The sequence below is a fragment of the Streptomyces sp. WM6372 genome, assembly GCF_001279655.1.
In the GTDB taxonomy this organism is placed as follows: Bacteria; Actinomycetota; Actinomycetes; order Streptomycetales; family Streptomycetaceae; genus Streptomyces.
The window spans coordinates 1-22,062 of the sequence record NZ_LGDB01000224.1 but is presented as its reverse complement, the minus strand read 5'-3'; the positions used below and the strand labels follow the sequence as shown (position 1 = coordinate 22,062).

Sequence of the window (22,062 nt, the reverse complement as noted above, 5' to 3'; positions counted from 1 at the left end):
TGGCGTTCGGGGGCGAGCGTGGGGGCGGGGGTGGGGTCGGGGGTCGGGAGTCGGCGGTGGGTCGGGGATCTTGGTCGCTCGGGTGGACCAACCGGTCACCTGCGCGGGCCAAGCATCGGGTCGTCGGGGTGCGGAGCGCGGAGGGTGAGGGTCCGATGGGCTCGCGGGCCGACCGGTCCCGTATCCACTCGTCCTCCGCGAGAGCCTCGGCTCGCCGCGGGGAAGGAACTCGCTCCGTGAACCAGAAGCCCGTTTCCCAGCGCTCGCGCGCCCCCCGCCGGTTGCTCCTCGCCTCCGCCCTGGCGGCGGTGGCCCTCTCCGGCCAGCTGCTCACCATGGCGCCCGGCGCACTCGCGTACGACGGCCCCCACGGCGGGGGCGACAGCGGCCGCCCCCACGGCGCCGACAACGGCGACGACCCCTACGGTGAGGGCGACAGGCCCAAGCCCAAGGAGCCGAAGGCGCCCACCGACATCCACGGCCTGCGGGACTTCACCGCGGACGGGTTCTTCACGCCGCCCGAGGGCGTCACCTCGGTGCACGTCCAGGCCTGGGGCGGCGGAGGGGGCGGAGGCGGCGGAGGCGGCGGCGCGAGCGCGGCGCTGACCGGCAACGGAGGCCAGGGCGGTGGCGGCGGCGCCGGCGGGTTCACCTGGTGCGTCATCAAGGTGAAGCCCGGCCAGAGCTACACGGTGGACGTGGGCGCCGGCGGCGGTGCCGGCGCGGTCGGTCCCGGCGGTGCCGCCGGTGGCAACAACGGACAGCCGGGCGGCACCGGCGGGACCGGCAGCCCGACGACGCTGACCTCGGCGGGCGGCATCCAGCTCAGCGCCACGGGCGGCACCGGCGGTGGCGGCGGTGGCGGCGGCACCGCCACGACGGGCACCCCGGGTACGGGCGGCGCCGGCGGCAACGGCACCTGCAACAGCGTCGACGTGACGAACCGCAGCGGTGCGAGCGGTCAGAGCGGCGCCCAGGGCGGCGTGGGCGGGGCCGCAGTCGACGGCATCGTGCAGCTGCCGGCGACGAACAGCTCCGCGGGCGGCAACGGCGGTGGCGGCGGCGCGGGCGGCACCACCGTCGGCGGCCCCGGCAGCCCCGGTGGCGTGGGCGGCAACGGCTACCTCGTCGTGTTCTGGTAGGTCCGGCCGAGAAGGCCGAGTAGGCCGAGAAGGCCGAGAAGGCCGAAACGAGCTGCGAAAGGCCCCCTGCCTGCGGATCTCCGCGGGCAGGGGGCCTCTCCGTGCTGGTGCTGGTGCTGCCGGTGCCGTGCCGGGCCGGTTCGGCCGGGTCAGCCTCCGCACTGGCAGGGCGCGCCGGACTGGCAGCCGCAGCCGCAGCCCGAGCCGCAGCCGCAAGCCGCGAGCAGCGGGAGCCGCAGCGGTTCGGGCCGCGGTGGTGGCTGCTCGTGCTCCGGGGTGATGGGGACGGGGGAATCGGGCATGGATCCTCCTCGCAGGCGGCGTGCGTGGCGTCTTGCTGCTTCTCAGAGCCTCTTACTGCCTTCGCCCTCATTCATGCCCAGCCGCACCGGCGCGTCAACGGCGCACTGGTGCAGAACGGCTCAGACGCCGTCGACCACCGTCGGCGTCTGCAGCTCGTCCGCGTGCTCGCCCGTCACCAGGTAGACCACGCGCTTGGCCACCGACACCGCGTGGTCCGCGAAGCGCTCGTAGTAGCGGCCCAGCAGGGTCACGTCCACCGCGGTCTCGATGCCGTGCTTCCAGCGGTCGTCCATCAGGTGCTGGAACAGGGTGCGGTGCAGCTGGTCCATCTCGTCGTCGTCCTGCTCCAGCTGGAGCGCCAGGTCGACGTCCTTCGTGATGATGACCTCGGCCGCCTTCGCCATCAGGCGCTGCGCCAGCTGCCCCATCTCCAGGATGGTCGCGTGCAGGTCCCGCGGTACGGCGGTGTCCGGGAAGCGCAGCCGGGCCAGCTTCGCCACGTGCTGGGCCAGGTCGCCCGAACGCTCCAGGTCGGCCGACATGCGCAGCGAGGTCACCACGATGCGCAGGTCGGTGGCGACCGGCTGCTGGCGGGCCAGCAGCGCGATGGCGCGGGCCTCCAGGTCGTGCTGGAGGTCGTCCACCTTCTGGTCGGCGGCGATGACGCTCTCGGCGAGCTTCAGGTCGGCGTCGAGCATGGACGTCGTGGCCCGCCCGATCGCGGAACCGACGAGCCGCGCCATCTCGACCAGGCCTTCTCCGATGGAGTCCAGTTCCTCGTGGTACGCGTCGCGCATGGGTTGTCCCTCTCTTGCCTACTGCCTCTGCTGCCCGTGTGGGACGGGCCGGGGCGGCCTCGTGCCCCCACGTTGACACGTTGGGGCGCAAACGCGTCAGACTCCGGCACCACAAGTGAATCAACCCCGTCGCCACGGTGAACTCTGGGCGACGAGTGTTCGAGGTGCCACCCGAACGGCTGTGGAAGTGCCGTCGAGCCTGCTTAACCTTGAGGCATGGACGTGAACGCGGCGGTCGCCGCAGCTGCAGCGATCGCCGGTCTTTGCACCGGTGTGATCGCGATGCTGGCGTTCCGCTGGAGCGAGCGCGACCAGGCCCGCCCCACCCGGAGCTCCATGCGCCCCGACATCAATGCGGTGCTCCCGCCCGGCGTGGACACCGTCCTCTCCGTGCTCCGATCCTCCGCCGTCGTCCTCGACGAGGGCGACGCGGTGGTCAAGGCCAGCTCGGCGGCGTACGCCCTCGGACTGGTGCGCGGCGGCAAACTGGCCGTCGAGCCCATGCTCCACATGGCCCGCGACACCCGCCGAGACGGGGAGATACGCCAGGTCGAGCTCGACCTGCCCCGGCGCGGCACCGGCCGCGGCGAGGCCCTCGCGGTCTCGGCGCGCGTCGCCCCGCTCGGCTCACGGCTGGTCCTGCTCCTGGTCGAGGACCTCACCGAGGCCCGCCGCATCGAGGCCGTACGGCGCGACTTCGTCGCGAACGTGTCGCACGAGCTGAAGACGCCGGTGGGAGCGATCTCCCTGCTGTCCGAGGCCGTCATGGACGCCGCCGACGACCCCGAGGCGGTCAGCCGCTTCGCCGGCCGCATGCAGATCGAGGCCACCCGCCTGATCAACCTCGTACAGGAGCTCATCGACCTCTCCCGGGTGCAGAACGACGACCCGCTGGAGGACGCGGAGCCCGTACGGGTGGACACGCTCGTGGCCGAGGCCATCGACCGCTGCCGCCACACGGCGTCCTCCAAGCAGATCACCATGGCCGCGGGCGGCACCGCCGACCTGCGCGTCTGGGGCAACCGCGGCCAGCTCGCGGCTGCCCTCGGGAACCTGGTCGAGAACGCCGTCAACTACAGCCCCGCCCGCACCCGCGTCGGCATAGCCGGACGCAAGGTCGCGGCACCTGGGGGAGACTTGATCGAGATCGCCGTGACCGACCAGGGCATCGGCATCCCGGAAAAGGACCGCGAGCGCATCTTCGAGCGCTTCTACCGCGTGGACCCGGCCCGCTCCCGTGCCACGGGAGGAACCGGCCTCGGCCTTGCGATCGTGAAGCACGTAGCGGCCTCACACGGCGGGGAGGTGTCCGTATGGAGCTCGGAGGGTCAGGGCTCCACGTTCACCCTGCGCCTGCCGGAAGCAGCCGCTCCGGCACCTGCACCCGCGACCGCCCCGGCCGCGGATCCCGTCGCCACACCAAGCCACTCCACCCCCGCCTGAACCACGCGTCCCAAAGAACCACGCCAGCCATTCCTGCCCCGGAGGTCCTTCCGTGACCCGAGTGCTCGTCGTCGAGGATGAGGAATCCTTCAGCGACGCCCTGTCCTACATGCTCCGCAAGGAGGGCTTCGAGGTCGCGATCGCCGCGACCGGCCCCGACGGGCTCGACGAGTTCGAGCGCAACGGCGCCGACCTCGTCCTCCTCGACCTGATGCTCCCCGGCCTGCCCGGCACGGAGGTCTGCCGGCAGCTGCGCGGCCGCTCCAACGTGCCCGTCATCATGGTGACGGCCAAGGACAGCGAGATCGACAAGGTCGTCGGGCTGGAGATAGGAGCCGACGACTACGTCACCAAGCCCTTCTCCTCGCGGGAGCTGGTCGCCCGCATCCGCGCGGTCCTGCGCCGCCGCGGCGAGCCGGAGGAGGTCACCCCGGCCGCGCTGGAGGCCGGCCCCGTACGGATGGACGTCGACCGCCACGTGGTCACCGTCGCCGGAGCCAAGGTGGACCTCCCGCTGAAGGAGTTCGACCTGCTGGAGATGCTGCTGCGCAACGCGGGCCGCGTACTGACCCGCATGCAGCTGATCGACCGGGTCTGGGGCGCCGACTACGTCGGCGACACCAAGACCCTGGACGTCCACGTCAAGCGCCTGCGCGCCAAGATCGAGCCGGACCCGGGCGCGCCGCGCTACCTGGTCACGGTCCGCGGCCTGGGCTACAAGTTCGAGCCGTAAACCGGCGGTGTCGCCGTGGCCCGGGGCCGGTCGGAGGCCGGCGCAGCGGCCCGAAGCCGGTGAGGCCCCCGGGGCCTCGTCGCGCGAGGGTCGCACGGGGGAGGGGTTCGAGCCGGACCCGGGCGCGCCGCGCTGCCTGGTCACGGTCCGCGGCCCGGGCTACAAGTTCGAGCCGTAAACCGCGAGCCGTGCCGCCGCGCACGCTGACACGAAAGGGCCCCGTCCGCTTCGGCGGACGGGGCCCTTTCGTACGTGGTGCCGTCGGCTCAGTGGCCGGCGCTGTGCGAGGGCGAACCCGACGGGGTGCCCGAGGCCGCGCCCGAGGGGGTGCCGGAAGCGGCGCCCGAGGGGGTCGTGGCCGGGGAGCCGGACGGGCTGCCCGACGGGGTGCCCGAGGGGCTGCCCGACGGGGTGGCGCCGGGGGCGGCGACCGGGGCCTCGGTCGGGCCGAAGCCCGCGTACATGCCGGTGCCCGGGACGACGAAGGCGGAGATCTCCACGTCACCCGCGTTGCTCAGCTGGAAGACGACCGGCTGCGCGTTGCCGTTCTGCACGGCGTCGCCGCCCTCGACCACCGCGGAAGCGTTGCCCTTGCCGCCCAGCACCACCGAGCCGCCGGCCGGCACGGTGACCTTGGCCGTGCCCTCGGCGGGCTTCAGGACGACCTTGCCCCGGCCACCCGGGAGGGTGATGGCGTCAAGCGTCTGAGGCTTGATGCCGCTGTTGAAGAGCGTCGCGGAGACGACGGCCTTCTTCTCCTTCTCGCCCTGGGTGATCACCAGCGCGTTCTGGATCTTGATGTTGCCCTTGGTGACGGCGGCGTTGTCCGGCTTGATCTGGAGCGTCTCCGCGTTGTTGCCTGCACCGCAAGCGGCCAGCGAGGCGATCGAGAACACGATGGCGGTGGCGGCGAGGGCGCCGCGTCGAAGGCTGCGGCTCACGGCGGCGGCAACTCCTTGGACGTACGGAACGGAAGGGTGGGCAGTCTCGGAGCGGCCGAGGTAAAGCCGCCCTAAGGGTGTGTCAGCGCGCTTAGGTTACCGAGCCGCCGCCCCGCCCCCGCACCCGACCCTCCGCAGCGCACGGGCCGCCCCGCACCGACCCCGCGATCTTGCATTCCCCCCGCGGTTCCCCCCGCCCTTCCGGCCGTCCTTCCGTTCGGCACTTCCCGCGCCGTTCATCTGCCGATCATGTGCCACCCGCATATCGCCCGCCGGACCCCCGGTGATCAATTCCGGGATTCCTTCGAACGGCCCTCGGTGATCAATTCCGGATTGGGCCTGAACCGCTCCGTACGGGTGGTCGCCAGTCGAACGGAGTAGTTCGGTTTCCCGGCTTCGAAACCGGCAAAACGGGACGTACGTCACACTGACGGGACCCGTGCCCGGGTGTAGCGTGGCCGTTTCGCCCGGTCCGCACAGCGCCTCCGACCTGCGAATACCCCCCTCCGGAAGCTCTTCGCAGCACGTTCCTGTCGCTGTTGTCAAGCCCCGAGATGTGCCCTGACCTGCGAAAACGCCATTCATAACAGTCAGTTCTCGTGTTACCCTGGATAGCCACGGAAGGGGTACCTGTCACATGACGTTCAAGGTTGGCGACACCGTGGTCTATCCCCATCACGGGGCCGCGCTGATCGAGGCCATCGAAACTCGCCAGATCAAAGGCGTGGACAAGACCTACTTGGTGCTCAAGGTCGCCCAGGGCGACCTGACGGTTCGTGTGCCTGCGGACAATGCGGAGTTCGTCGGCGTTCGCGACGTAGTCGGCCAGGACGGGCTGGACCGGGTCTTCGAGGTGCTTCGTGCACCGTATGCCGAAGAGCCGACGAACTGGTCCCGGCGCTACAAGGCAAATCTGGAGAAGCTCGCTTCTGGCGATGTCATCAAGGTCGCCGAAGTGGTGCGTGACCTGTGGCGTCGTGAGCGTGAGCGCGGGCTTTCCGCGGGCGAGAAGCGCATGCTCGCGAAGGCGCGCCAGATCCTGGTGAGCGAGCTCGCGCTCGCGGAGAACACCAACGAGGACAAGGCAGAGGCCCTCCTCGACGAGGTTCTCGCGTCCTGACGCGGGAAATCCTTCACACAGTTGTGCCGCGGTGCCCGATGACATGCCCTCTCCTCCACGAGAGGGCTGTTGCCGGGCGCTGCGGCATGTCTGTACCCACACCTTTTCCGCACTTTTTCCACCGGCGTGCCGGGTCCTGACAGCCTGCTCGACCGGTCGTCACGGAAGGGGCGAGGGCGTCGCACCCGGCACCCTTCAGGCCATACCCATGTCGGCCGAAGTCACAAACCTGGCTCGGAGCTACTGATGTCTGACGAATCGCGCGCCCACCGCACCGCCGCGGTGATCCCGGCCGCCGGCCGGGGGGTACGCCTCGGCCCCGGCGCCCCCAAGGCCCTGCGGGCCATCGGCGGCACCCCCATGCTCATCCACGCCGTCCGCGCGATGGCCCGCTCCCGGGCCGTCTCCCTCGTGGTGGTCGTGGCCCCGTCCGACGGCGCCGCCGAGGTGCGCCGGCTCGTCGACGAGCACACGCTGCCCGACCGGACCGAGATCCTGGTCGTCCCCGGCGGCGAGACCCGCCAGGAATCCGTGAACGCCGGCCTCGCCGCGCTCCCCGCCGACGTCACCTCCGTCCTCATCCACGACGCGGCCCGCCCGCTCGTCCCGGTGGACACCGTCGACTCCGTCATCGAGGCCGTACGCGACGGCTCGCCCGCCGTGGTGCCGGCGCTGCCGCTGGCCGACACCGTCAAGGAGGTCGAGCCCGGCAGGCCCGGCGAGGCCGAGCCGGTCGTCGCCACCCCCGAGCGGGCCCGGCTGCGCGCCGTACAGACCCCGCAGGGCTTCGACCTCGCGACCCTCGTACGGGCGCACGAGACCATCGCCGTCAACGGCGAGGGCGCCACCGACGACGCCGGAATGGTGGAACAGCTCGGCATCACCGTCATGGTGGTCCCCGGCCACGAAGAGGCCTTCAAGGTCACCCGCCCGCTCGACCTGGTCCTCGCCGAGGCCGTACTCGCCCGCAGGAGGGCCACCGATGCCTACTGACCCCGCAGGTTCCGCCGCCCCGCTGATCCCGCTGATCCCGCTCGTCGGGATCGGCACTGACGTGCACGCCTTCGAGGCCGGGCGCGAGCTGTGGTGCGCCGGGCTGCTCTGGGAGGGCGAGGACGGCCTCGCCGGGCACTCCGACGGCGACGTCGCCGCCCACGCCGCCTGTGACGCCCTGTTCTCCGCCGCCGGCGTCGGCGACCTCGGCGCGCACTTCGGCACCTCCCGCCCCGAGTGGTCCGGCGCCGCCGGCGTCACCCTCCTGGCGGAGGCCGCCCGCATCGTCCGCGCCGAGGGCTTCGAGATCGGCAACATCGCCATCCAGGTGATCGGCGTACGCCCGAAGATCGGCAAGCGGCGCGAGGAAGCGCAGAAGACCCTCTCCGCGGCCGCCGGAGCCCCCGTCTCCGTCTCCGGCACCACCACCGACGGCCTCGGCCTCACCGGCCGCGCCGAAGGCCTCGCCGCCATCGCCACCGCACTGGTGTACCGGACGAACCCCTAAGGAACGCCCGGCGGATCGGGCTCCGGACCGCTCCCGGACCACACCCGGACCACACCGCTTCGGCAACAAAGCACCCCCGCGCCCCGAAAGGGTCGCGGGGCACTGCTACAGGCCCACTACCCTGGATGCCGTGACTATTCGCCTGTACGACACCAGCGCCCGGCAGATCCGCGACTTCACCCCGCTCGTTCCGGGCTGCGTCTCGATCTACCTCTGTGGCGCCACCGTCCAGGCGGCCCCGCACATCGGGCACATCCGCTCCGGCCTGAACTTCGACATCATGCGGCGCTGGTTCGAGTACCGGGGCCTCGACGTCACCTTCGTCCGCAACGTCACCGACATCGACGACAAGATCATCGCGAAGGCCGAGGTCCAGGGCCGCCCCTGGTGGTCCATCGGCTACGACAACGAGCGGGCCTTCAACGACGGCTACACCGCCCTCGGCTGCCTCCCGCCCACGTACGAGCCGCGCGCCACCGGCCACGTGCCCGAGATGATCGAGATGATGCGCGGGCTCATCGAGCGCGGCCACGCGTACGAGGCCGACGGCAGCGTCTACTTCGACGTGCGCTCGTTCCCGGGCTACCTGGAGCTGTCCAACCAGGACATCGACGACCTGCGCCAGCCCACCGAGCACGGCATCACCGGCAAGCGCGACCCCCGCGACTTCGCCATGTGGAAGGCCACCAAGCCCGGCGAGCCCGACTGGGAGACCCCGTGGGGCCGCGGGCGTCCCGGCTGGCACCTCGAATGCTCCGCGATGGCGCACAAGTACCTCGGCAGCGCCTTCGACGTCCACGGCGGCGGACTCGACCTGATCTTCCCGCACCACGAGAACGAGATCGCCCAGGCGAAGGCCTTCGGCGACGCGTTCGCCCAGTACTGGGTCCACAACGCCTGGGTCACCATGTCCGGCGAGAAGATGTCGAAGTCGCTGGGCAACTCGGTGCTCGTCTCCGAGATGGTCAAGGCCTGGCGCCCCATCGTCCTGCGCTACTACCTCGGCACCCCGCACTACCGCTCGATGATCGAGTACAGCGAGGAGTCGCTGCGCGAGGCCGAGTCCGCCTTCGCGCGCATCGAGGGCTTCTACCAGCGCGTCATCGAGAAGGCCGGCAAGACCGTCGACCCGGCCTCCGAGGTCCCGCCCGCCTTCGCCGAGGCCATGGACGACGACCTGGGCGTGCCGCAGGCGCTCGCCATCGTCCACACCACGGTCCGCCAGGGCAACAGCGCCCTCGCCGCCGACGACAAGGACGCCGCCATCGCCCGGCTGTCCGAGGTACGGGCCATGCTCGGCGTCCTCGGCCTGGACCCCCTCGACCCGCACTGGGCCGGGGAGTCCGACCGCGGCGAGGACCTCCACGGCGCCGTCGACACCCTCGTACGCCTCGTCCTGGAGCAGCGCGAGTCCGCCCGGGCCCGCAAGGACTGGGCGACCGCCGACGCCATCCGCGACCAGCTCCAGCAGTCGGGCCTGGTCATCGAGGACAGCCCCACGGGACCGCGCTGGTCGCTCGGCCCGCGCTGAGGCGCCGCCGCCCGGAGCAGTCCGACTGTGCCGCCCGGCGTTCCGGGCGGCACACTCTTCATACGTACATATCGCAGCATCAACGAAACAGGTAGAGGTCATGGCCGGGAACAGCCAGCGCAGGAACCGCCGCACGTCCAACAAGAAGGGCGCCACGGTCGGCAGCGGTGGCCAGCGGCGCAAGGGCCTCGAAGGCAAGGGCCCCACGCCCAAGGCCGAGGACCGCAAGAAGCACAAGGCGAACCGCATCAGCAACGCCATGGCCCGGCAGGCCGCCAAGCGCCGTCCGGCCCCGCGCCGCGGCGGGCCCAAGGGCACCAGCGAGATGGTCGTCGGCCGCAACCCGGTCTTCGAGGCCCTGCGCGACGGCGTGCCCGCCACCACCCTCTACGTCCAGCAGTTCATCGACAACGACGAGCGCGTCCGCGAGGCCCTCCAGCTCGCCGGCGAGCGCGGCAACATCAACCTGATGGAAGCCCCGCGCCCCGAGCTCGACCGCATGACCAACGGGCTCAACCACCAGGGCCTGGTCCTCCAGGTCCCGCCGTACGAGTACGCGCACCCGGAGGACCTCACCTCCGCCGCGTACGACGAGGGCGCCGACCCGCTGATCGTCGCCCTCGACGGGGTCACCGACCCCCGCAACCTCGGCGCGATCGTCCGCTCCGTCTCCGCTTTCGGCGGCCACGGCGTGGTCATCCCCGAGCGCCGCGCCGCCGGCATGACCGCCGGCGCCTGGAAGAGCTCGGCCGGCACCGCGGCCCGCACCCCGGTCTCCCGCGTCACCAACCTGACCCGCGCCCTCCAGGACTTCAAGAAGGCCGGCATCGCCATCGTCGGCCTCGCCGCCGAGGGCACGCACGAGGTGCAGGACCTGGAGGCGCTCGGCGGCCCGGTCGTCATCGTCGTCGGCTCCGAGGGCAAGGGCCTCGGCCGCCTCGTCGGCGAGAACTGCGACTACCTCGTCCGCATCCCGATGCCGGGCGGCGCCGAGTCGCTCAACGCCGGTGTCGCCGCGGGCGTCGTGCTCTACGAGGCGGCCCGCCGCCGCGCGACCACGCCCCGCGCCTGATCCACGGATCGCCCGATCCATTGATCCACTTGGCTCACGCGGCGTGACCCGTGAGCGTGCCACCCCGCCCGTTTCGGGCGGGGTGGCTTGATCTTGACGGGTCTCGGACACATCACTCCCGTCAAGGCAGTGTCCTAAACACTGATCACTCGGTTAGATGAGTGTGGACACCAGAACGTCAGGGTTCGACGACCAGCCCGCGCTGAGCATGGTCAAGGTGCCGTGCGACCCCGCACAGGTCATCGTCAACCACGCCAGCTTCCGCGTGCGGCTCGCACCGAGCCCGAGCGCGCGTTCCAAGCCCGCGAACGCCCCCGGCCGCGTGCCCGTCCTCGGCGGCGCCGTGGTCGCCGCCGCTGCCGGCGCGGGCCGCCGCCGGGCCCCCGTCGTCTGGAGCGGCAAGTCCGCCCCCGGCGACACCGCCGCCATGGGCGGACTCCTCCAGGCCGTACGCGAACACGGGCGCGGGCACGACGAGTTCGACGGCGGCGCCACCCAGACCATTCCCCGCGTCGACCTCGCCCGCGACCTCGCCGAGGACACGCTGGCCACGCCGACCGTCATCGGCCAGCGCACGTACGGCGACCCGGACGAGACCCGCCCGCTGTCCGCCGTACGCGACCTCCCGTACGACGCCCGGTACGCGGGCGGCGGGGGGCCGTACGACGGCCCCGACGGCGGACCCGGCACCGACTCCCGCCGCGCCCCCTCCGACACCCGCGGACAGGCCTCGTACTACCCCGGCCGCCGGATGAACCTCGGCGTCGTGCTGCTCCCGCTGCGCGTCTTCCTCGGCTTCATCTGCATCTACGCCGGCATGGGCAAGCTGTGCGACCCCGTCTACTTCGACGGCGGCGAACGCGGCTCCATGGTCACCTGGCTCCGCACCCTCCACCCCTGGGCACTCGCCGAACCCCTGCGCGACTTCGCCCTCGCCCACCCCGTCGGGGCCGGGCTCAGCGTGGCCTTCCTCCAGGTCGTCGTCGGCGTACTGACCGTCCTGGGCCTGTGGCAGCGGTTCGCCGCCTGCATCGGCGCCCTGCTGTCGGCCGCCCTGCTGATGACGGTCAGCTGGAAGACCGTCCCCGCCTACGACGCACCCGACATCATCTACCTCGCCGCCTGGAGCCCGCTGATCATCGCCGGCGCCCCCGTCTACTCCCTCGACGGGCGCCTCGCCGGAGAGGCCTGGCGGACCCTCGGACCCCGCTCCGAGATCTGGCGGCTGCGCCGCCGCGTCCTGCGCCGCGGAACCATCATGGCCACCATCGTCTGCGGACTCACCCTGCTCATCGGCTCGCTCCTCGGCGGCGCCGTCCGCTCCACCACCGTGGTCACCGTCCCCGGACCCGGCCAGGCCCCCAGCAACTACCTTCCCGGCACCCCGCTCCCGCAGACCCCGTCCGGCAAGCAGCAGCGGCCGCAGCAGCAGCCCGCCACCCAGCAGCCCTCCAAGGCGGCCGAACCCAGCGCCAGCGCGTCGGCGCCCGCCGCCAAGTCCGGGCGCGGCACCACCGGTTCCACCGCCAAGCAGAGCGCGGGCACCGGCTCGCAGTCGCCGACCGCGACCCGCGGCTCCGGCAGCGGCCAGAACTCGGGCAGCTCGCCCAAGCAGTCCACCCCGAAGCCGCCGTCCTCCAGCTCCGGCAGCGGAGGCGGCAGCGGCGGCGGGGACGCGCCGCCGAAGAAGCCCGGACTGGTCGGCGGCCTCCTCGGCTGACGACGGTACGGAAAAGGGGCCCGGCGCGCTGTGTGCGCGCCGGGCCCCTTTCCGTGCTGTCCGTGCTTCCGTGCTCTGCCGTGTTCTGCCGTGGCTGCGGGGCTCTGGTACTGCTCTGCGGGCTCTGTCCGTGGTCTGCCGCGCTTCCGCCGGGCTTCTGCCGCGTGAACGGCCTCAGGAGCCGCTCTGGGCGGCCAACTCCCGCGCCGCCTCGGTCAGGTCCTTCGCCGTGTCGATCGCCCGCCAGTAGGCCCCCTGCGGCAGCGGGAAGCCCGCCAGCCGCCGCTCCCGCGCCAGCCGCGGGAACGTCCTACGCTCGTGGTCGCCCAAATCCGGCAGCAGCGCCGCGAATTCGGGACCGAAGACGTACACGCCGGCATTGATCAGATACGGCGACGGCGGCGACTCGATGAAGTCCAGCACCTGCCCGAACTCGTTGGTCTCCACCACCCCCCACGGGATCCGCGGCCGGGCCAGCGCCAGCGTCGCCGTCGCCCCCCGCTCGGCGTGGAACTCAGCCATCTCGCGCAGCGAGAACCGCGTCCAGATGTCCCCGTTCGTCGCGTACCAGGGCCGGTCCGGGTACGGCAGGTGGCGCGCCGCGTACTTCAGCCCGCCACCGCGCCCCAGCGGCTCCTCCTCCACCACCGTGGTCACCCGCAGCGGCAGGTCCGCCTTCGCCAGCCAGTCCTGCAGCACCTCCGCGAGGTGCCCGCACGACACCACGGCGTCCGTCACCCCCTCGGCCGCCAGCCAGGCCAGCTGGTGCCCGATGATCGGCACCCCGGTCCCCGGGATCTCCACCATCGGCTTCGGCCGGTCGTCCGTATACGGACGCAGCCGCGAACCCTGGCCGCCCGCCAGCACGACCGCCTGAACAGGCGCCTGAGCGGGGGAGGCCGGGTACGCGGCCGCGGAAACGGAGGAACGGGACACGGGGGGTACGTCGGTCATGGCCGCCAGAGTAGGGGCCCCGACGCGGGGAAGAACGGCGACGCCCGTCAGCCGTCAGCCCATCGAGGCGACGCCGGTCGCGTACGCGGTGTCGCAGACGGGACGCGCGAAGGACTGCGCCTTCGTCGGGCCGTACACGTCCACGGCGGCCCGCCCCAGCGCCCGCGCGATCCCCACGCAGTGCTCGGCCAGCGACGGGCGCCGGTCCACCTCCTGCTGAAGGTGCGTCAGGACGTCGCCCGGCGCCTCGCCCTGCTGGAGCTCGCCCAGCAGCTTGTCGCGCAGCACGTCCTGCGCGGCGCGCGGCTTCGCGGGGACGGACACGTCCTCGGCGGAGGCGGTCAGGATCTGGGAGGGCGTGTTGTCCGCCCAGGGAACCATGGTGACCGCGAGGGTCCCGGACAGGACCAGGACGACGGGCAGGACCAGGGCGAGGGAACGGCCGATACGGCGGGCAGTGTGGGTCACGAGGGCGAGAGTAGCGCTCGGTGAAGATTTGGCGACATTTAGTCACCCGGTCGGGGGATGGTTCGACGTGGCTTTTCGAATTAAGGGTTGACGGGTGGGGCTGAATGGCCCGGTCTGCCCCGGATGGCGGACGTGGACGGCGAACGTGGACGGCGGACGAGGATCGCGGACGGGGGTCGCGGACGCGGACAGGGGCGCCCCCGGGAAGGAGCGCCCCTGTCCGTACTCACTCGCGCATCGGGTCAGTCGGAGAGCCGCTCGCCCGACGAGGTCGAGAAGACGTGGATCTCGCCGGCCCGCGGCACCACGTGCAGCGTCGAGCCCTTCTCCGGCACCTGGCGGCCGCCCACGCGCACCACGATGTCCTGCGCGCCCTCGGCCTCGGTCGTGCGGCCGTAGACGTAGCCGTCGGCGCCGAGCTCCTCGACGACGTTGACAACGATCGTCAGGCCGCCGTCGGTGCCGATGTCGAAGTGCTCCGGGCGCACGCCGACCGTGACGGTGCGGTCGCCCGCGTCCGCGGCGGCGGACAGCGCCTCGCGCGACACCGGGACCACGGTGTCGCCGAACTTCACGCCGCCGTCGGCGATCGGGACCTCGACCAGGTTCATGGCCGGGGAGCCGATGAAGCCGGCGACGAACAGGTTCGCCGGGCGGTCGTACATGTTGCGGGGGGTGTCGACCTGCTGGAGCAGACCGTCCTTGAGGACCGCCACCCGGTCGCCCATCGTCATGGCCTCGACCTGGTCGTGGGTGACGTAGACGGTGGTGATCCCGAGGTCGCGCTGGAGCGCCGCGATCTGGGTGCGGGTGGACACGCGGAGCTTGGCGTCGAGGTTCGACAGCGGCTCGTCCATGAGGAACACCTGCGGCTTGCGCACGATGGCGCGGCCCATGGCGACGCGCTGGCGCTGGCCGCCGGAGAGCGCCTTCGGCTTGCGGTCGAGGTACTGGGTGAGGTCGAGCATCTTCGCCGCGTCCTCGACCTTCCTGCGGATGGTCGCCTTGTCCTCGCCGGCGATCTTGAGCGCGAAGCCCATGTTGTCGGCGACGGTCATGTGCGGGTAGAGCGCGTAGTTCTGGAACACCATCGCGATGTCCCGGTCCTTGGGCGGCAGGTGCGTGACGTCGCGGTCGCCGATGCGGATGGCGCCGCCGTTGACGTCCTCCAGGCCGGCCAGCATGCGCAGCGAGGTGGACTTGCCGCAGCCGGAGGGCCCGACGAGGACGAGGAACTCGCCGTCCTCGATGTGCAGCTCCAGCTCGTCGACGGCGGGCTTGTCGCCGCCGGGGTACAGCCGGGTCGCCTTGTCGAAGGTGACAGAAGCCATGGTGATGAATCCCTTCTACCGGCAGGAACGTGCCGGACGATCCGAGTGGAAGGTCTAGTCCAGCAAGCAGGACTTTGCCCGACGCTACCCGGCGACCCTCCTCCTGTCAGCACCCCCGAGGCCGTGACTTCGAACTCTGTGCGATCTGTCGGACCCGCCCGCGTGGTGACGGCCATTACCGGCGCGCAGCGTCCCCGCGACGTCCACGAACTGATCTGCATCGGCTGCCCCGAGGCCCGGTAGACGCCAGAGCAACGTACTTTTGACCTCCGGAGCCGCGGCAGAGCGCTTGCCCTTCGACCCCTGTACCGCCCTCGCGAGCGACGCTTCCTGCTTCGTCGTCCGCTGCCGCCAGGCACAGCCCTGAGGGCCGAACCGGATGGTCTGACACGGACTCCACAGGCAAGAAGACCGACGGCCCGTCGGCCCGTACTCCTGCGCGGCCTACGCGGCCACGGCGCACTCCGGCAGTTCCGACGCCCTGATCACCGTTGGCGTTGCCCGCCCCGGCGGCAGTGCCATCGCCACCAACCAGTACAGCCGCAGACCTTCGTCCCGGAGGTTCACCGCGGCGTTCGCATCACGGTCGTGAACGGCCCCGCAGTCCCGACAGGTCCAGGACCGGATCCACAGATCGAGCCGCTCCCCCTTTGCGTGGCAGGACGAGCAGCGCCGAGTCGACGGGAAGAACCGGTCCACGATGACCAGCGTGCGGCCGTACCACTCGCACTTGTAGCGCAGCATGCGCAGCAACTCGCCCCAGGCCGCGTCGGCGATCGACTGGTTGAGTTTCGCCTTTCGTCGGCGCCCGGTCCCCGAGGGGGACCGCATCAGATTCGCGACCGCCAGATCCTCCACCACGAGCACTTGGTTCTCGCGCACGAGGCGGGTGGTGAGCTGGTCGAGGCCGTCCTTCCGGACGTCAGTGATCAAGGCGTAGAGCCTGGCGATCTTCTCGCGGACCTTGCCGCGGTTGCTCGATCCCTTCTGTTTGCGGTGCAACTCCTTCTGGAGCCGCGCCAGCTTCTTCTCGTACTTCTTCAGTAGCCGCGGGTGCTCCACGGTGCTGCCGTCGTCCATGGTCACGAGGGCGGCCAGACCGAGATCCAGGCCGACGGCCTTGGGGGCGCTGGAACCGGGGACGAACGCGGCGGGCAGCGGGGCGATCCGCTCTTCCACAAGGACGTACAGGAAGAACCGGCCCGCCCGGTCGCGGGTGACCGTCAGCTTCACCGGCGGCACCCCGGCTGGCAGCGGACGGGACCAGCGCACGTCCAGTGGCTCGGTCTGCTTTGCCAGGGAGATGAGCCCCGTACCCGGTCGCTCCGGATCTTCCCGCCAGCGGAAGCCGGTGCGGACGTACGTGGCCGAATCCCGCGCCCGATGCTTGCGCTTCGGCTTCGGGTGCTTGGCCGCTCCTCTGAAGAAGCGGGTGAAGGCGGAGTCGAGATGGCGCAGTGACTGCTGGAGCACGGTCGAGGACACGGCTTGGAGCCACGATGTCTTCCTGGCCTGCCGCCACCCCGTCAGTGCGCGGGAGGTCTCGGCGAACCCGACCGACACCCGGTGATCACGCCAGGCGTTCGCCCGCAGCGCGAGGCCCTCGTTGTAGACCCACCGGCAGGCGCCGAACGTCTGCACCAGCTGCTGGGCCTGCACGGCGGTCGGATAGAAGCGGTAGCGGTACACCCGCTGCTGCGTACCCGGTTCCTTCACCCGGCTCGTGAGTGGCTTGGCAGCGTGCTCCCGGTGCTTGCGTTGGTCGGGGATGCCGAGGACCTCGCACTTGACGCGCTTGGCCTCCGCGCCTAGGACGCGGGTCTCCTGCTCGGTGGCTCCGGACACGGTCCCTCCCCAGCCCTACGGTCCGATAGTCGGACGTGCACTCCAGTACGGATAACGAACGTGAGGGCGATGGGTTACGTGGCCGGAAAGCTCTTCGCGGGGAAGTCTGGTCGCTGTGTAAAGTGAAGGCGATTCTGTGCGCTGTGCAGTGTCACCTGTGCCGCCTTAGCTCAGTTGGCAGAGCGGGATACTTGTAATATTCAGGTCATCGGTTCGATTCCGATAGGCGGCTCCGTCCCAGGTCAGAGGTCTACTGGTCCAGGGGATTCGTACAGAAGCGGAAGGCTCCGGGTGATCACCCGGAGCCTTCCGCTTTGTCGTCAGTGGCGGCCCGAGATGCGGTTGGCCAGGCGGGCCAGGGGGGTTGTGGTCGGGGTGTGGGTCGCCGATTCGTGGCGGTCGGCCTCGCGGTAGGCCGCGTAGAGGGCCTGGACGCCGAGCCAGCGGAAGGGTTCCGGCTCCCAGCGGCGGACGCGGTGGTTGACCCAGGGGAGGGTGGTCAGGTCCGAGGGTTCGCCCAGGACCAGGTCGCGCAGCGTGCGGGCCGCGAGGTTCGAGGTGGCGACGCCCGAGCCGACGTAGCCGCCGGCCCAGCCGAGGCCCGTCGTGCGGTCCAGGGTGACGGTGGCGCACCAGTCGCGGGGGACTCCGAGGACGCCCGACCAGGCGTGGGTGATCTCCACTCCCGTGAGGATCGGGAAGAAGGACGTCAGGAGCGCGGTCAGGGAATCGATCGTCGACTGCTGCGTGGTGCCGTCCGTGTCCGTGCGGGAGCCGAAGCGGTACGGGACGCCGCGGCCGCCGATCGCGATGCGGTCGTCCGCGGTGCGCTGGGCGTACATGTAGGCGTGGGCCATGTCGCCGAGGGTGTAGGAGCCCGACCAGCCGATGCGGGACCACACCTCGGGCGGCAGCGGGGCGGTCGCGATCATCGAGGAGTTCATCGGGAGCCACGAGCGCTTCTGGCCCTTGAGGGCGGCGGTGAAGCCCTCGGTGCAGCGCAGGACGTACGGGGCGCTGACGGTGCCGTACGGGGTGATGGCCCGGCGGGGGGCGATTGCGGTGACGGGCGTGGATTCGTGGATGACCACGCCGAGGCGTTCGCAGGCGGCGGCCAGGCCCTTGACCAGCTTGAGGGGGTGGATGCGGGCGCCGTGCGGGGTCCAGCTCGCGCCGACGGCGTCGGCGATGTCGATGCGGGCGCGGGTGTCGGTGGCGTCGTAGAGCTCGCGGTCGGCCTCGCCGAAGGCGAGTTCGGCGGCGTGGAAGGCCTTGAGGCGGCTGAGCTGGGCGGGGGTGCGGGCGACTTCGAGGACGCCGCCGCGGTGGACGTCGGCGTCGATGCCCTCCTTGGCGGCGGTGTCGATGACCTCGGTGACGGTCTCGTTCATGGCCCGCTGGAGGCGGAGCGCGGCCTGGTGGCCGTGGAGTTCGGCGTAGCGGTCGCGGCCGGCGATGCCGTTGTAGAGCCAGCCGCCGTTGCGGCCGGAGGCTCCGTAGCCGCAGAACTTCTGCTCCAGGACGGTGACGCGGAGGTCGGGGGCGGCGGTCTTGAGGTAGTAGGCGGTCCACAGGCCGGTGTAGCCGCCGCCGACGATGACGACGTCGGCCGTGGCGTGGCCGGTGAGGGGGGCGCGGGGTGGCTGCTGGGTGGCGGTGTGGTCGGTCGCGTACCAGAAGGAGATGCCGCCGTTGATCGTCATGGGGAGTTGGTACAGGGCGTTGCGGAGGGGTGTCCAGGTACCGGATGCCGGGTTTTGGGGCGGGAGAGGTGGCCTTTTGGCTGATGTGGCGGGGGTGCTGGGGTTCGTAGGGTGCCGGTGGGGGGTTTTGTCCGTGTTGTGAGAGGTTTGGTCGATGATGGGTGTACGTAGGGCAGGGCGCGCGGGGCGCGTCGTCGGGGCGGTCGTGGCGGCGGCCCTGCTCGTCGGGGCGGCGGCGGGTTGTGGCGCGGCAGAGGGGGCGCGGTCGGGGTCGGATTCCGGTTCCGGTTCGGGGTCGGGTGCCGCCGGGGTGGTGCGGACGAGTCCGGTCGCCGGTCGGCTGGCGGAGCTGCCGGCGCGGGTCGACGGGGCGAAGATCGTGGTCGGGGACCCGGCGGCGCCGCGTACGGCGCAGGTGCTGGTGGATCCGCGGTGCGGGTACTGCGCGAAGTTCGAGGCGTCGGGTGGTGAGGTGCTGCTGAAGCTGGCCGCGGAGGGGAAGGTCAAGGTCGAGTACCTGTTGGCCTCGTTCCTGGACCGGGGCGGGGCCAGCGGTTCGGTGCGGGCCGTGAACGCGCTGCGGGCGTCGGTGGACGCGGGGAAGTTCGCCGAGTACCAGGCGGCGGTGTTCGCGAGCCAGCCGAAGGCGAAGTTCACGGACGGGCATCTGCTGGCGATCGCGGCCGAGGTGCCGGGGCTGCGCGGGGAGGCGTTCGACCGGGCGGTGGCGGAGCGGACGTACGAGGGGTGGGTCGGCGAGGCGGAGGAGGCGTTCGAGGCGACGGGGGCCCAGGGGACGCCGCTGGTGAGGGTGGACGGGCGGTCGGTGGGCTCGAAGGACGGGGCGATGTTCGACGCGCCGGCGTTCGCGGAGGCGCTGAAGGCCGTCGGCATCGGCCCGGCGGATACCCCCTAGGGGGCGCGGCCTAGGGTGCTCGCATGATCCGTAGCGCCGTCGTCGAAGACGTTCCCGTCATCCATTCCATGATCCGCGAGCTGGCGGAGTACGAGAAGGTGCCGCACGAGGCGCGGGCCACGCGGGAGCAGTTGCGGGAGGCGCTGTTCGGGGAGCGGCCGGCGGCGTTCGCACACGTCGCGGAGACGGAGGACGGGGAGGCCGTCGGTTTCTCGGTCTGGTTCCTGAACTTCTCGACGTGGCGCGGGGTGCACGGGATCTACCTGGAGGACCTGTACGTACGGCCCGGGGCGCGCGGCGGCGGGTACGGGAAGGCGCTGCTGGCGGAGCTGGCGCGGATCTGCGTGGAGCGCGGGTACGAGCGCCTGGAGTGGGCGGTGCTGAAGTGGAACGCGCCGACGATCGCGTTCTACGAGGCCTTGGGCGCGCGGCCGCAGGACGAGTGGTCGGTGTACCGGCTGACCGACGGGCCGTTGAGGAGGCTCGGTTCGGCGCAGGACGCGGCGCAGGGCTCGGCTCCGGGCCCGGGCCCGGGCCCGGGCCCGGAGCAGGGCTGACGCCGCTGCGCCGGGCCGGGGTGCGGCTTCAGGCGGTGATCTTGGCCGTGAAGGAGTCGAGGTTGGCGCGGGCGCGGTCGATCTTCTCGGCGAGCGTGAGCGTCTCCTCGTACCGGCCGGCCCGCAGCTTCGGCTGCCGCTTGCCCCGGACGTAGAGGGAGCAGGCGAGGTCGGCGCAGACGTAGATGCCGACGGTGTTGCCCTCGCGGCCGCGGGCCCCGGCGAGGGGCGCGACCAGGAGGGAGACGCCGGAGGCGGCGTGGCCGGTGAGGCAGATCTGGCAGACGCTGGACTTGAGGGCGCTGGTGCGGCTCGTGCCCGGGACGCGCAGGGTGATGCCGACGGGGGTGCCGTCGGCGTCCTGGCGCACGAGGTGGGCGCGCAGCGGCGCGCCGGGGTCGACCCAGCCGAGGAAGTCGAGGTCTTCCCAGGGGAGTTCGCTGAAGTCCAGCGGGAGCTTGAGGCGTGCCGCCTCGCCCTTCGTGCAGTTCACGAAGGACGAACGGATCTGTTTTTCGGTGAGCGGGTCCACGTCGGTGGACGGTACGTGGGGATACGGGCCGCTGTCATCCGATATTGCCGGCGGGCCGGGGCGCTCCCCTCAGGGTTCGAGGACGACCTTGCCGGTGGTGGCGCGGGTTTCCAAAGCGTGGTGGGCGGCGGCCGCTTCGGCGAGCGGGTAGCGCTGGAGGGCGGGCCGGAGCCGGCCGGCGGCGGCTTCGGCGAGGGCGCGGGTTTCGAGCAGGCGCAGGGGGTTTTCGCCGCCTGCGCGCTGGAGCATGGCGGGGCCGAGGACGTTCTCGGTGATGACGCCGCGGGCGGCGAGGCGGGCGCGGTCGGCGTCGGTGAGGGGGATGGGGCCGGCGGACCAGCCGAAGACGAGGTGGCGGGCGCCGGGGGCGAGGAGGTCGAGGGCGGCGCGGGCGGTGGGGCCGCCGACGGAGTCGAAGAGGACGGTGGCGCCGGCCGGGTGGGCTTCGCGTACGGCCTCCGGCCAGTCGGGGGCGGTGTAGTCGAGGGCGAGGTGGGCGCCGTTCGCGGCGGCCATGGCGGTTTTGGCGGGGCCGCCGGCGAGGGCGATGACGGTGGCGCCGGCGCCCAGGGCGTACTGGACGAGCAGGGTGCCGATGCCGCCGGCGGCGGCGGGGACGAGGGCGGTGGAGTCCGGGCCGAGGTCGGCGAACTGGAGGATCCCGAGGGTGGTCCGGCCGGTGCCGATCATGGCGACGGCCTGGGCGGGGTCGAGGCCGGGCGGTACGGGGTGCAGGCGGTCGGCGTCGGCGACGGCGTACTCGGCGTAGCCTCCGGGCGCGAAGCCGAGGTGGACGACGACCTGGCGGCCGAGCCACCCGGGGTCGGTGCCGGGGCCGAGGGCGTCGACGGTGCCGGCGACCTCGCGGCCGGGGACGGTCGGGAGCTCGGGCAGGGCGTGGACGGGGCTCCGCACCCCTTGGCGCAGGGCGGTGTCGAGGAGGTGGACCCCGGCGGCGGCCACGGCGATGCGGACCTGGCCGGGGGCCGGTACGGGGGTTTCGGTGCGCTCGTGGACGAGGTTCTCGGCGGGGCCGAAGGCGTGGAGGCGGATGGCGCGCATGGTGTCCATGCCGACAGGCTCTGACCTCAAGCGCGGTTGAGGTCAAGACTCCGGGGGCGTTGTCAGTGGGGCGGGGGACGATGGGGGGATGGCGCGCAAGGAGCAGCAGGGGCAGCAGGGGCAGCAGGAGCAGCAGGGGCCGCGGGGCCGGCAGGGTCGGCGGGAAACGGTGAAGGCGGCGCGGCTGCCGGAGGTGCGGCTGCCGGAGCTGAGTGCGTGGGAGGGCGGTGGGCTGGAGCCGGACGGGGACTACGACGGGCTGGAGTTCGCGGACCTGGATCTGACGGGGCAGGAGGGGATCGGGGCCCGTTTCATGGACTGCGCGCTGCGGCGGTGCGCGCTGGACGAGGCGGGGCTGGCGAAGGCCCGGATCCTGGACTCGGTGCTGGAG

21 protein-coding genes, 1 tRNA gene and 1 pseudogene are annotated in these 22,062 nt (G+C 71.9%); 13 read left to right on the top strand and 10 right to left on the bottom strand.

Annotated elements, in window-relative coordinates:
- The first annotated feature begins 236 nt into the window (after nt 1-236).
- Nucleotides 237-1,142, top strand: a complete 906-nt coding sequence (locus ADK52_RS42650; protein ID WP_053693400.1) for a hypothetical protein — start codon at nt 237-239, stop codon at nt 1,140-1,142.
- Between the two features lie 149 nt (nt 1,143-1,291).
- Here ADK52_RS42650 and ADK52_RS43170 read toward each other — a convergent pair whose 3' ends face one another.
- Both ADK52_RS43170 and phoU read right to left on the bottom strand, forming a co-directional pair.
- The gene (locus tag ADK52_RS43170) at nt 1,292-1,444 is read right to left on the bottom strand and encodes a hypothetical protein (protein ID WP_182508628.1); all 153 of its coding nucleotides are present in this window, start codon (nt 1,442-1,444) and stop codon (nt 1,292-1,294) included.
- Between the two features lie 120 nt (nt 1,445-1,564).
- The gene (gene phoU, locus ADK52_RS32190) at nt 1,565-2,242 is read right to left on the bottom strand and encodes a phosphate signaling complex protein PhoU (RefSeq protein ID WP_053693399.1); all 678 of its coding nucleotides are present in this window, start codon (nt 2,240-2,242) and stop codon (nt 1,565-1,567) included.
- A 216-nt stretch (nt 2,243-2,458) separates the two neighbouring features.
- On the opposite strand from phoU, the gene ADK52_RS32185 reads away from it, so the two are divergent.
- Nucleotides 2,459-3,685 (top strand): sensor histidine kinase, encoded by a 1,227-nt coding sequence (locus ADK52_RS32185; RefSeq protein ID WP_053693398.1) that lies wholly within the window; start codon nt 2,459-2,461, stop codon nt 3,683-3,685.
- Between the two features lie 52 nt (nt 3,686-3,737).
- Nucleotides 3,738-4,418: a response regulator transcription factor gene (locus ADK52_RS32180; protein ID WP_007265514.1), complete on the top strand. Its 681-nt coding sequence runs from the start codon at nt 3,738-3,740 to the stop codon at nt 4,416-4,418.
- 266 nt (nt 4,419-4,684) lie between these two features.
- Here ADK52_RS32180 and ADK52_RS32175 read toward each other — a convergent pair whose 3' ends face one another.
- Nucleotides 4,685-5,359: a hypothetical protein gene (locus tag ADK52_RS32175; RefSeq protein ID WP_053693397.1), complete on the bottom strand. Its 675-nt coding sequence runs from the start codon at nt 5,357-5,359 to the stop codon at nt 4,685-4,687.
- 637 nt (nt 5,360-5,996) lie between these two features.
- Between ADK52_RS32175 and ADK52_RS32170 the strand changes: the two genes are divergently transcribed.
- The 6 genes from ADK52_RS32170 (at nt 5,997) to ADK52_RS32145 (ending at nt 12,303) form a co-directional block, all read left to right on the top strand.
- A complete protein-coding gene (locus ADK52_RS32170; protein ID WP_003953493.1) occupies nt 5,997-6,479 on the top strand; it encodes a CarD family transcriptional regulator in 483 nt (160 codons plus the stop codon).
- A 246-nt stretch (nt 6,480-6,725) separates the two neighbouring features.
- Nucleotides 6,726-7,472 carry a 2-C-methyl-D-erythritol 4-phosphate cytidylyltransferase gene (ispD, locus tag ADK52_RS32165; protein WP_053693396.1) on the top strand — a complete coding sequence of 249 codons (747 nt, stop codon included), beginning with the start codon at nt 6,726-6,728 and terminating at the stop codon, nt 7,470-7,472.
- Entirely contained in the window at nt 7,462-7,980 is a 519-nt protein-coding gene (ispF, locus tag ADK52_RS32160; RefSeq protein ID WP_053693395.1) for a 2-C-methyl-D-erythritol 2,4-cyclodiphosphate synthase, read from the top strand. Before ispD ends, ispF begins: the two co-directional genes overlap by 11 nt.
- Before the next feature lie 130 nt (nt 7,981-8,110).
- A complete protein-coding gene (gene cysS / locus ADK52_RS32155; protein WP_053693394.1) occupies nt 8,111-9,511 on the top strand; it encodes a cysteine--tRNA ligase in 1,401 nt (466 codons plus the stop codon).
- A 100-nt stretch (nt 9,512-9,611) separates the two neighbouring features.
- The gene (rlmB, locus tag ADK52_RS32150) at nt 9,612-10,583 is read left to right on the top strand and encodes a 23S rRNA (guanosine(2251)-2'-O)-methyltransferase RlmB (protein WP_053693393.1); all 972 of its coding nucleotides are present in this window, start codon (nt 9,612-9,614) and stop codon (nt 10,581-10,583) included.
- Between the two features lie 157 nt (nt 10,584-10,740).
- On the top strand, nt 10,741-12,303 hold the full coding sequence (locus tag ADK52_RS32145; protein WP_078988765.1) for a DoxX family membrane protein: 1,563 nt from the start codon (nt 10,741-10,743) through the stop codon (nt 12,301-12,303).
- Between the two features lie 174 nt (nt 12,304-12,477).
- Here the strand turns inward: ADK52_RS32145 and ADK52_RS32140 are convergent, their stop codons facing one another.
- The 4 genes from ADK52_RS32140 to ADK52_RS32125 form a co-directional block, all read right to left on the bottom strand.
- On the bottom strand, nt 12,478-13,257 hold the full coding sequence (locus ADK52_RS32140; protein ID WP_078988764.1) for a nucleotidyltransferase family protein: 780 nt from the start codon (nt 13,255-13,257) through the stop codon (nt 12,478-12,480).
- A 54-nt stretch (nt 13,258-13,311) separates the two neighbouring features.
- Nucleotides 13,312-13,725 carry a hypothetical protein gene (locus ADK52_RS32135; protein WP_030157024.1) on the bottom strand — a complete coding sequence of 138 codons (414 nt, stop codon included), beginning with the start codon at nt 13,723-13,725 and terminating at the stop codon, nt 13,312-13,314.
- Nucleotides 13,726-13,967: 242 nt separating this feature from the next.
- A complete protein-coding gene (locus ADK52_RS32130; RefSeq protein ID WP_053693390.1) occupies nt 13,968-15,056 on the bottom strand; it encodes an ABC transporter ATP-binding protein in 1,089 nt (362 codons plus the stop codon).
- A gap of 444 nt (nt 15,057-15,500) precedes the next feature.
- Nucleotides 15,501-16,901, bottom strand: a complete 1,401-nt coding sequence (locus ADK52_RS32125; protein WP_053693389.1) for an RNA-guided endonuclease InsQ/TnpB family protein — start codon at nt 16,899-16,901, stop codon at nt 15,501-15,503.
- A gap of 159 nt (nt 16,902-17,060) precedes the next feature.
- Here ADK52_RS32125 and ADK52_RS32120 point away from each other — a divergent pair.
- Nucleotides 17,061-17,133: transfer RNA gene (locus ADK52_RS32120), tRNA-Thr, on the top strand.
- Nucleotides 17,134-17,221: 88 nt separating this feature from the next.
- On the opposite strand, the gene ADK52_RS32115 is transcribed toward ADK52_RS32120, so the two are convergent.
- Nucleotides 17,222-18,604, bottom strand: coding sequence for an NAD(P)/FAD-dependent oxidoreductase (locus ADK52_RS32115; RefSeq protein ID WP_053693388.1), 1,383 nt, complete (start codon nt 18,602-18,604; stop codon nt 17,222-17,224).
- A 313-nt stretch (nt 18,605-18,917) separates the two neighbouring features.
- Between ADK52_RS32115 and ADK52_RS32110 the strand changes: the two genes are divergently transcribed.
- Both ADK52_RS32110 and ADK52_RS32105 read left to right on the top strand, forming a co-directional pair.
- A complete protein-coding gene (locus tag ADK52_RS32110; RefSeq protein ID WP_234344341.1) occupies nt 18,918-19,520 on the top strand; it encodes a DsbA family protein in 603 nt (200 codons plus the stop codon).
- A gap of 23 nt (nt 19,521-19,543) precedes the next feature.
- Nucleotides 19,544-20,077 carry a GNAT family N-acetyltransferase gene (locus ADK52_RS32105; protein ID WP_053693386.1) on the top strand — a complete coding sequence of 178 codons (534 nt, stop codon included), beginning with the start codon at nt 19,544-19,546 and terminating at the stop codon, nt 20,075-20,077.
- Nucleotides 20,078-20,105: 28 nt separating this feature from the next.
- On the opposite strand, the gene ADK52_RS32100 is transcribed toward ADK52_RS32105, so the two are convergent.
- Nucleotides 20,106-20,609, bottom strand: coding sequence for an FBP domain-containing protein (locus ADK52_RS32100; protein WP_053693385.1), 504 nt, complete (start codon nt 20,607-20,609; stop codon nt 20,106-20,108).
- 69 nt (nt 20,610-20,678) lie between these two features.
- A complete protein-coding gene (locus ADK52_RS32095) occupies nt 20,679-21,671 on the bottom strand; it encodes a zinc-binding dehydrogenase (protein WP_053693422.1) in 993 nt (330 codons plus the stop codon).
- Nucleotides 21,672-21,759: 88 nt separating this feature from the next.
- Here ADK52_RS32095 and ADK52_RS32090 point away from each other — a divergent pair.
- A pseudogene (locus tag ADK52_RS32090) lies at nt 21,760-22,062 on the top strand (pentapeptide repeat-containing protein); the annotation flags it as partial.

What these genes read in the sequence shown, in the direction of transcription:
- ADK52_RS32105 (WP_053693386.1), top strand. Translation starts at nt 19,544, where the DNA reads ATGATCCGTAGCGCCGTCGTCGAAGACGTTCCCGTCATCCATTCCATG.
- phoU (WP_053693399.1), bottom strand. Translation starts at nt 2,242, where the DNA reads ATGCGCGACGCGTACCACGAGGAACTGGACTCCATCGGAGAAGGCCTG.
- ADK52_RS32185 (WP_053693398.1), top strand. Translation starts at nt 2,459, where the DNA reads ATGGACGTGAACGCGGCGGTCGCCGCAGCTGCAGCGATCGCCGGTCTT.
- ADK52_RS32130 (WP_053693390.1), bottom strand. Translation starts at nt 15,056, where the DNA reads ATGGCTTCTGTCACCTTCGACAAGGCGACCCGGCTGTACCCCGGCGGC.
- ispD (WP_053693396.1), top strand. Translation starts at nt 6,726, where the DNA reads ATGTCTGACGAATCGCGCGCCCACCGCACCGCCGCGGTGATCCCGGCC.
- ADK52_RS32145 (WP_078988765.1), top strand. Translation starts at nt 10,741, where the DNA reads ATGAGTGTGGACACCAGAACGTCAGGGTTCGACGACCAGCCCGCGCTG.
- ADK52_RS43170 (WP_182508628.1), bottom strand. Translation starts at nt 1,444, where the DNA reads ATGCCCGATTCCCCCGTCCCCATCACCCCGGAGCACGAGCAGCCACCA.
- ADK52_RS32140 (WP_078988764.1), bottom strand. Translation starts at nt 13,257, where the DNA reads ATGACCGACGTACCCCCCGTGTCCCGTTCCTCCGTTTCCGCGGCCGCG.
- ADK52_RS32115 (WP_053693388.1), bottom strand. Translation starts at nt 18,604, where the DNA reads ATGACGATCAACGGCGGCATCTCCTTCTGGTACGCGACCGACCACACC.
- ispF (WP_053693395.1), top strand. Translation starts at nt 7,462, where the DNA reads ATGCCTACTGACCCCGCAGGTTCCGCCGCCCCGCTGATCCCGCTGATC.
- rlmB (WP_053693393.1), top strand. Translation starts at nt 9,612, where the DNA reads ATGGCCGGGAACAGCCAGCGCAGGAACCGCCGCACGTCCAACAAGAAG.
- ADK52_RS32170 (WP_003953493.1), top strand. Translation starts at nt 5,997, where the DNA reads ATGACGTTCAAGGTTGGCGACACCGTGGTCTATCCCCATCACGGGGCC.
- ADK52_RS32095 (WP_053693422.1), bottom strand. Translation starts at nt 21,671, where the DNA reads ATGCGCGCCATCCGCCTCCACGCCTTCGGCCCCGCCGAGAACCTCGTC.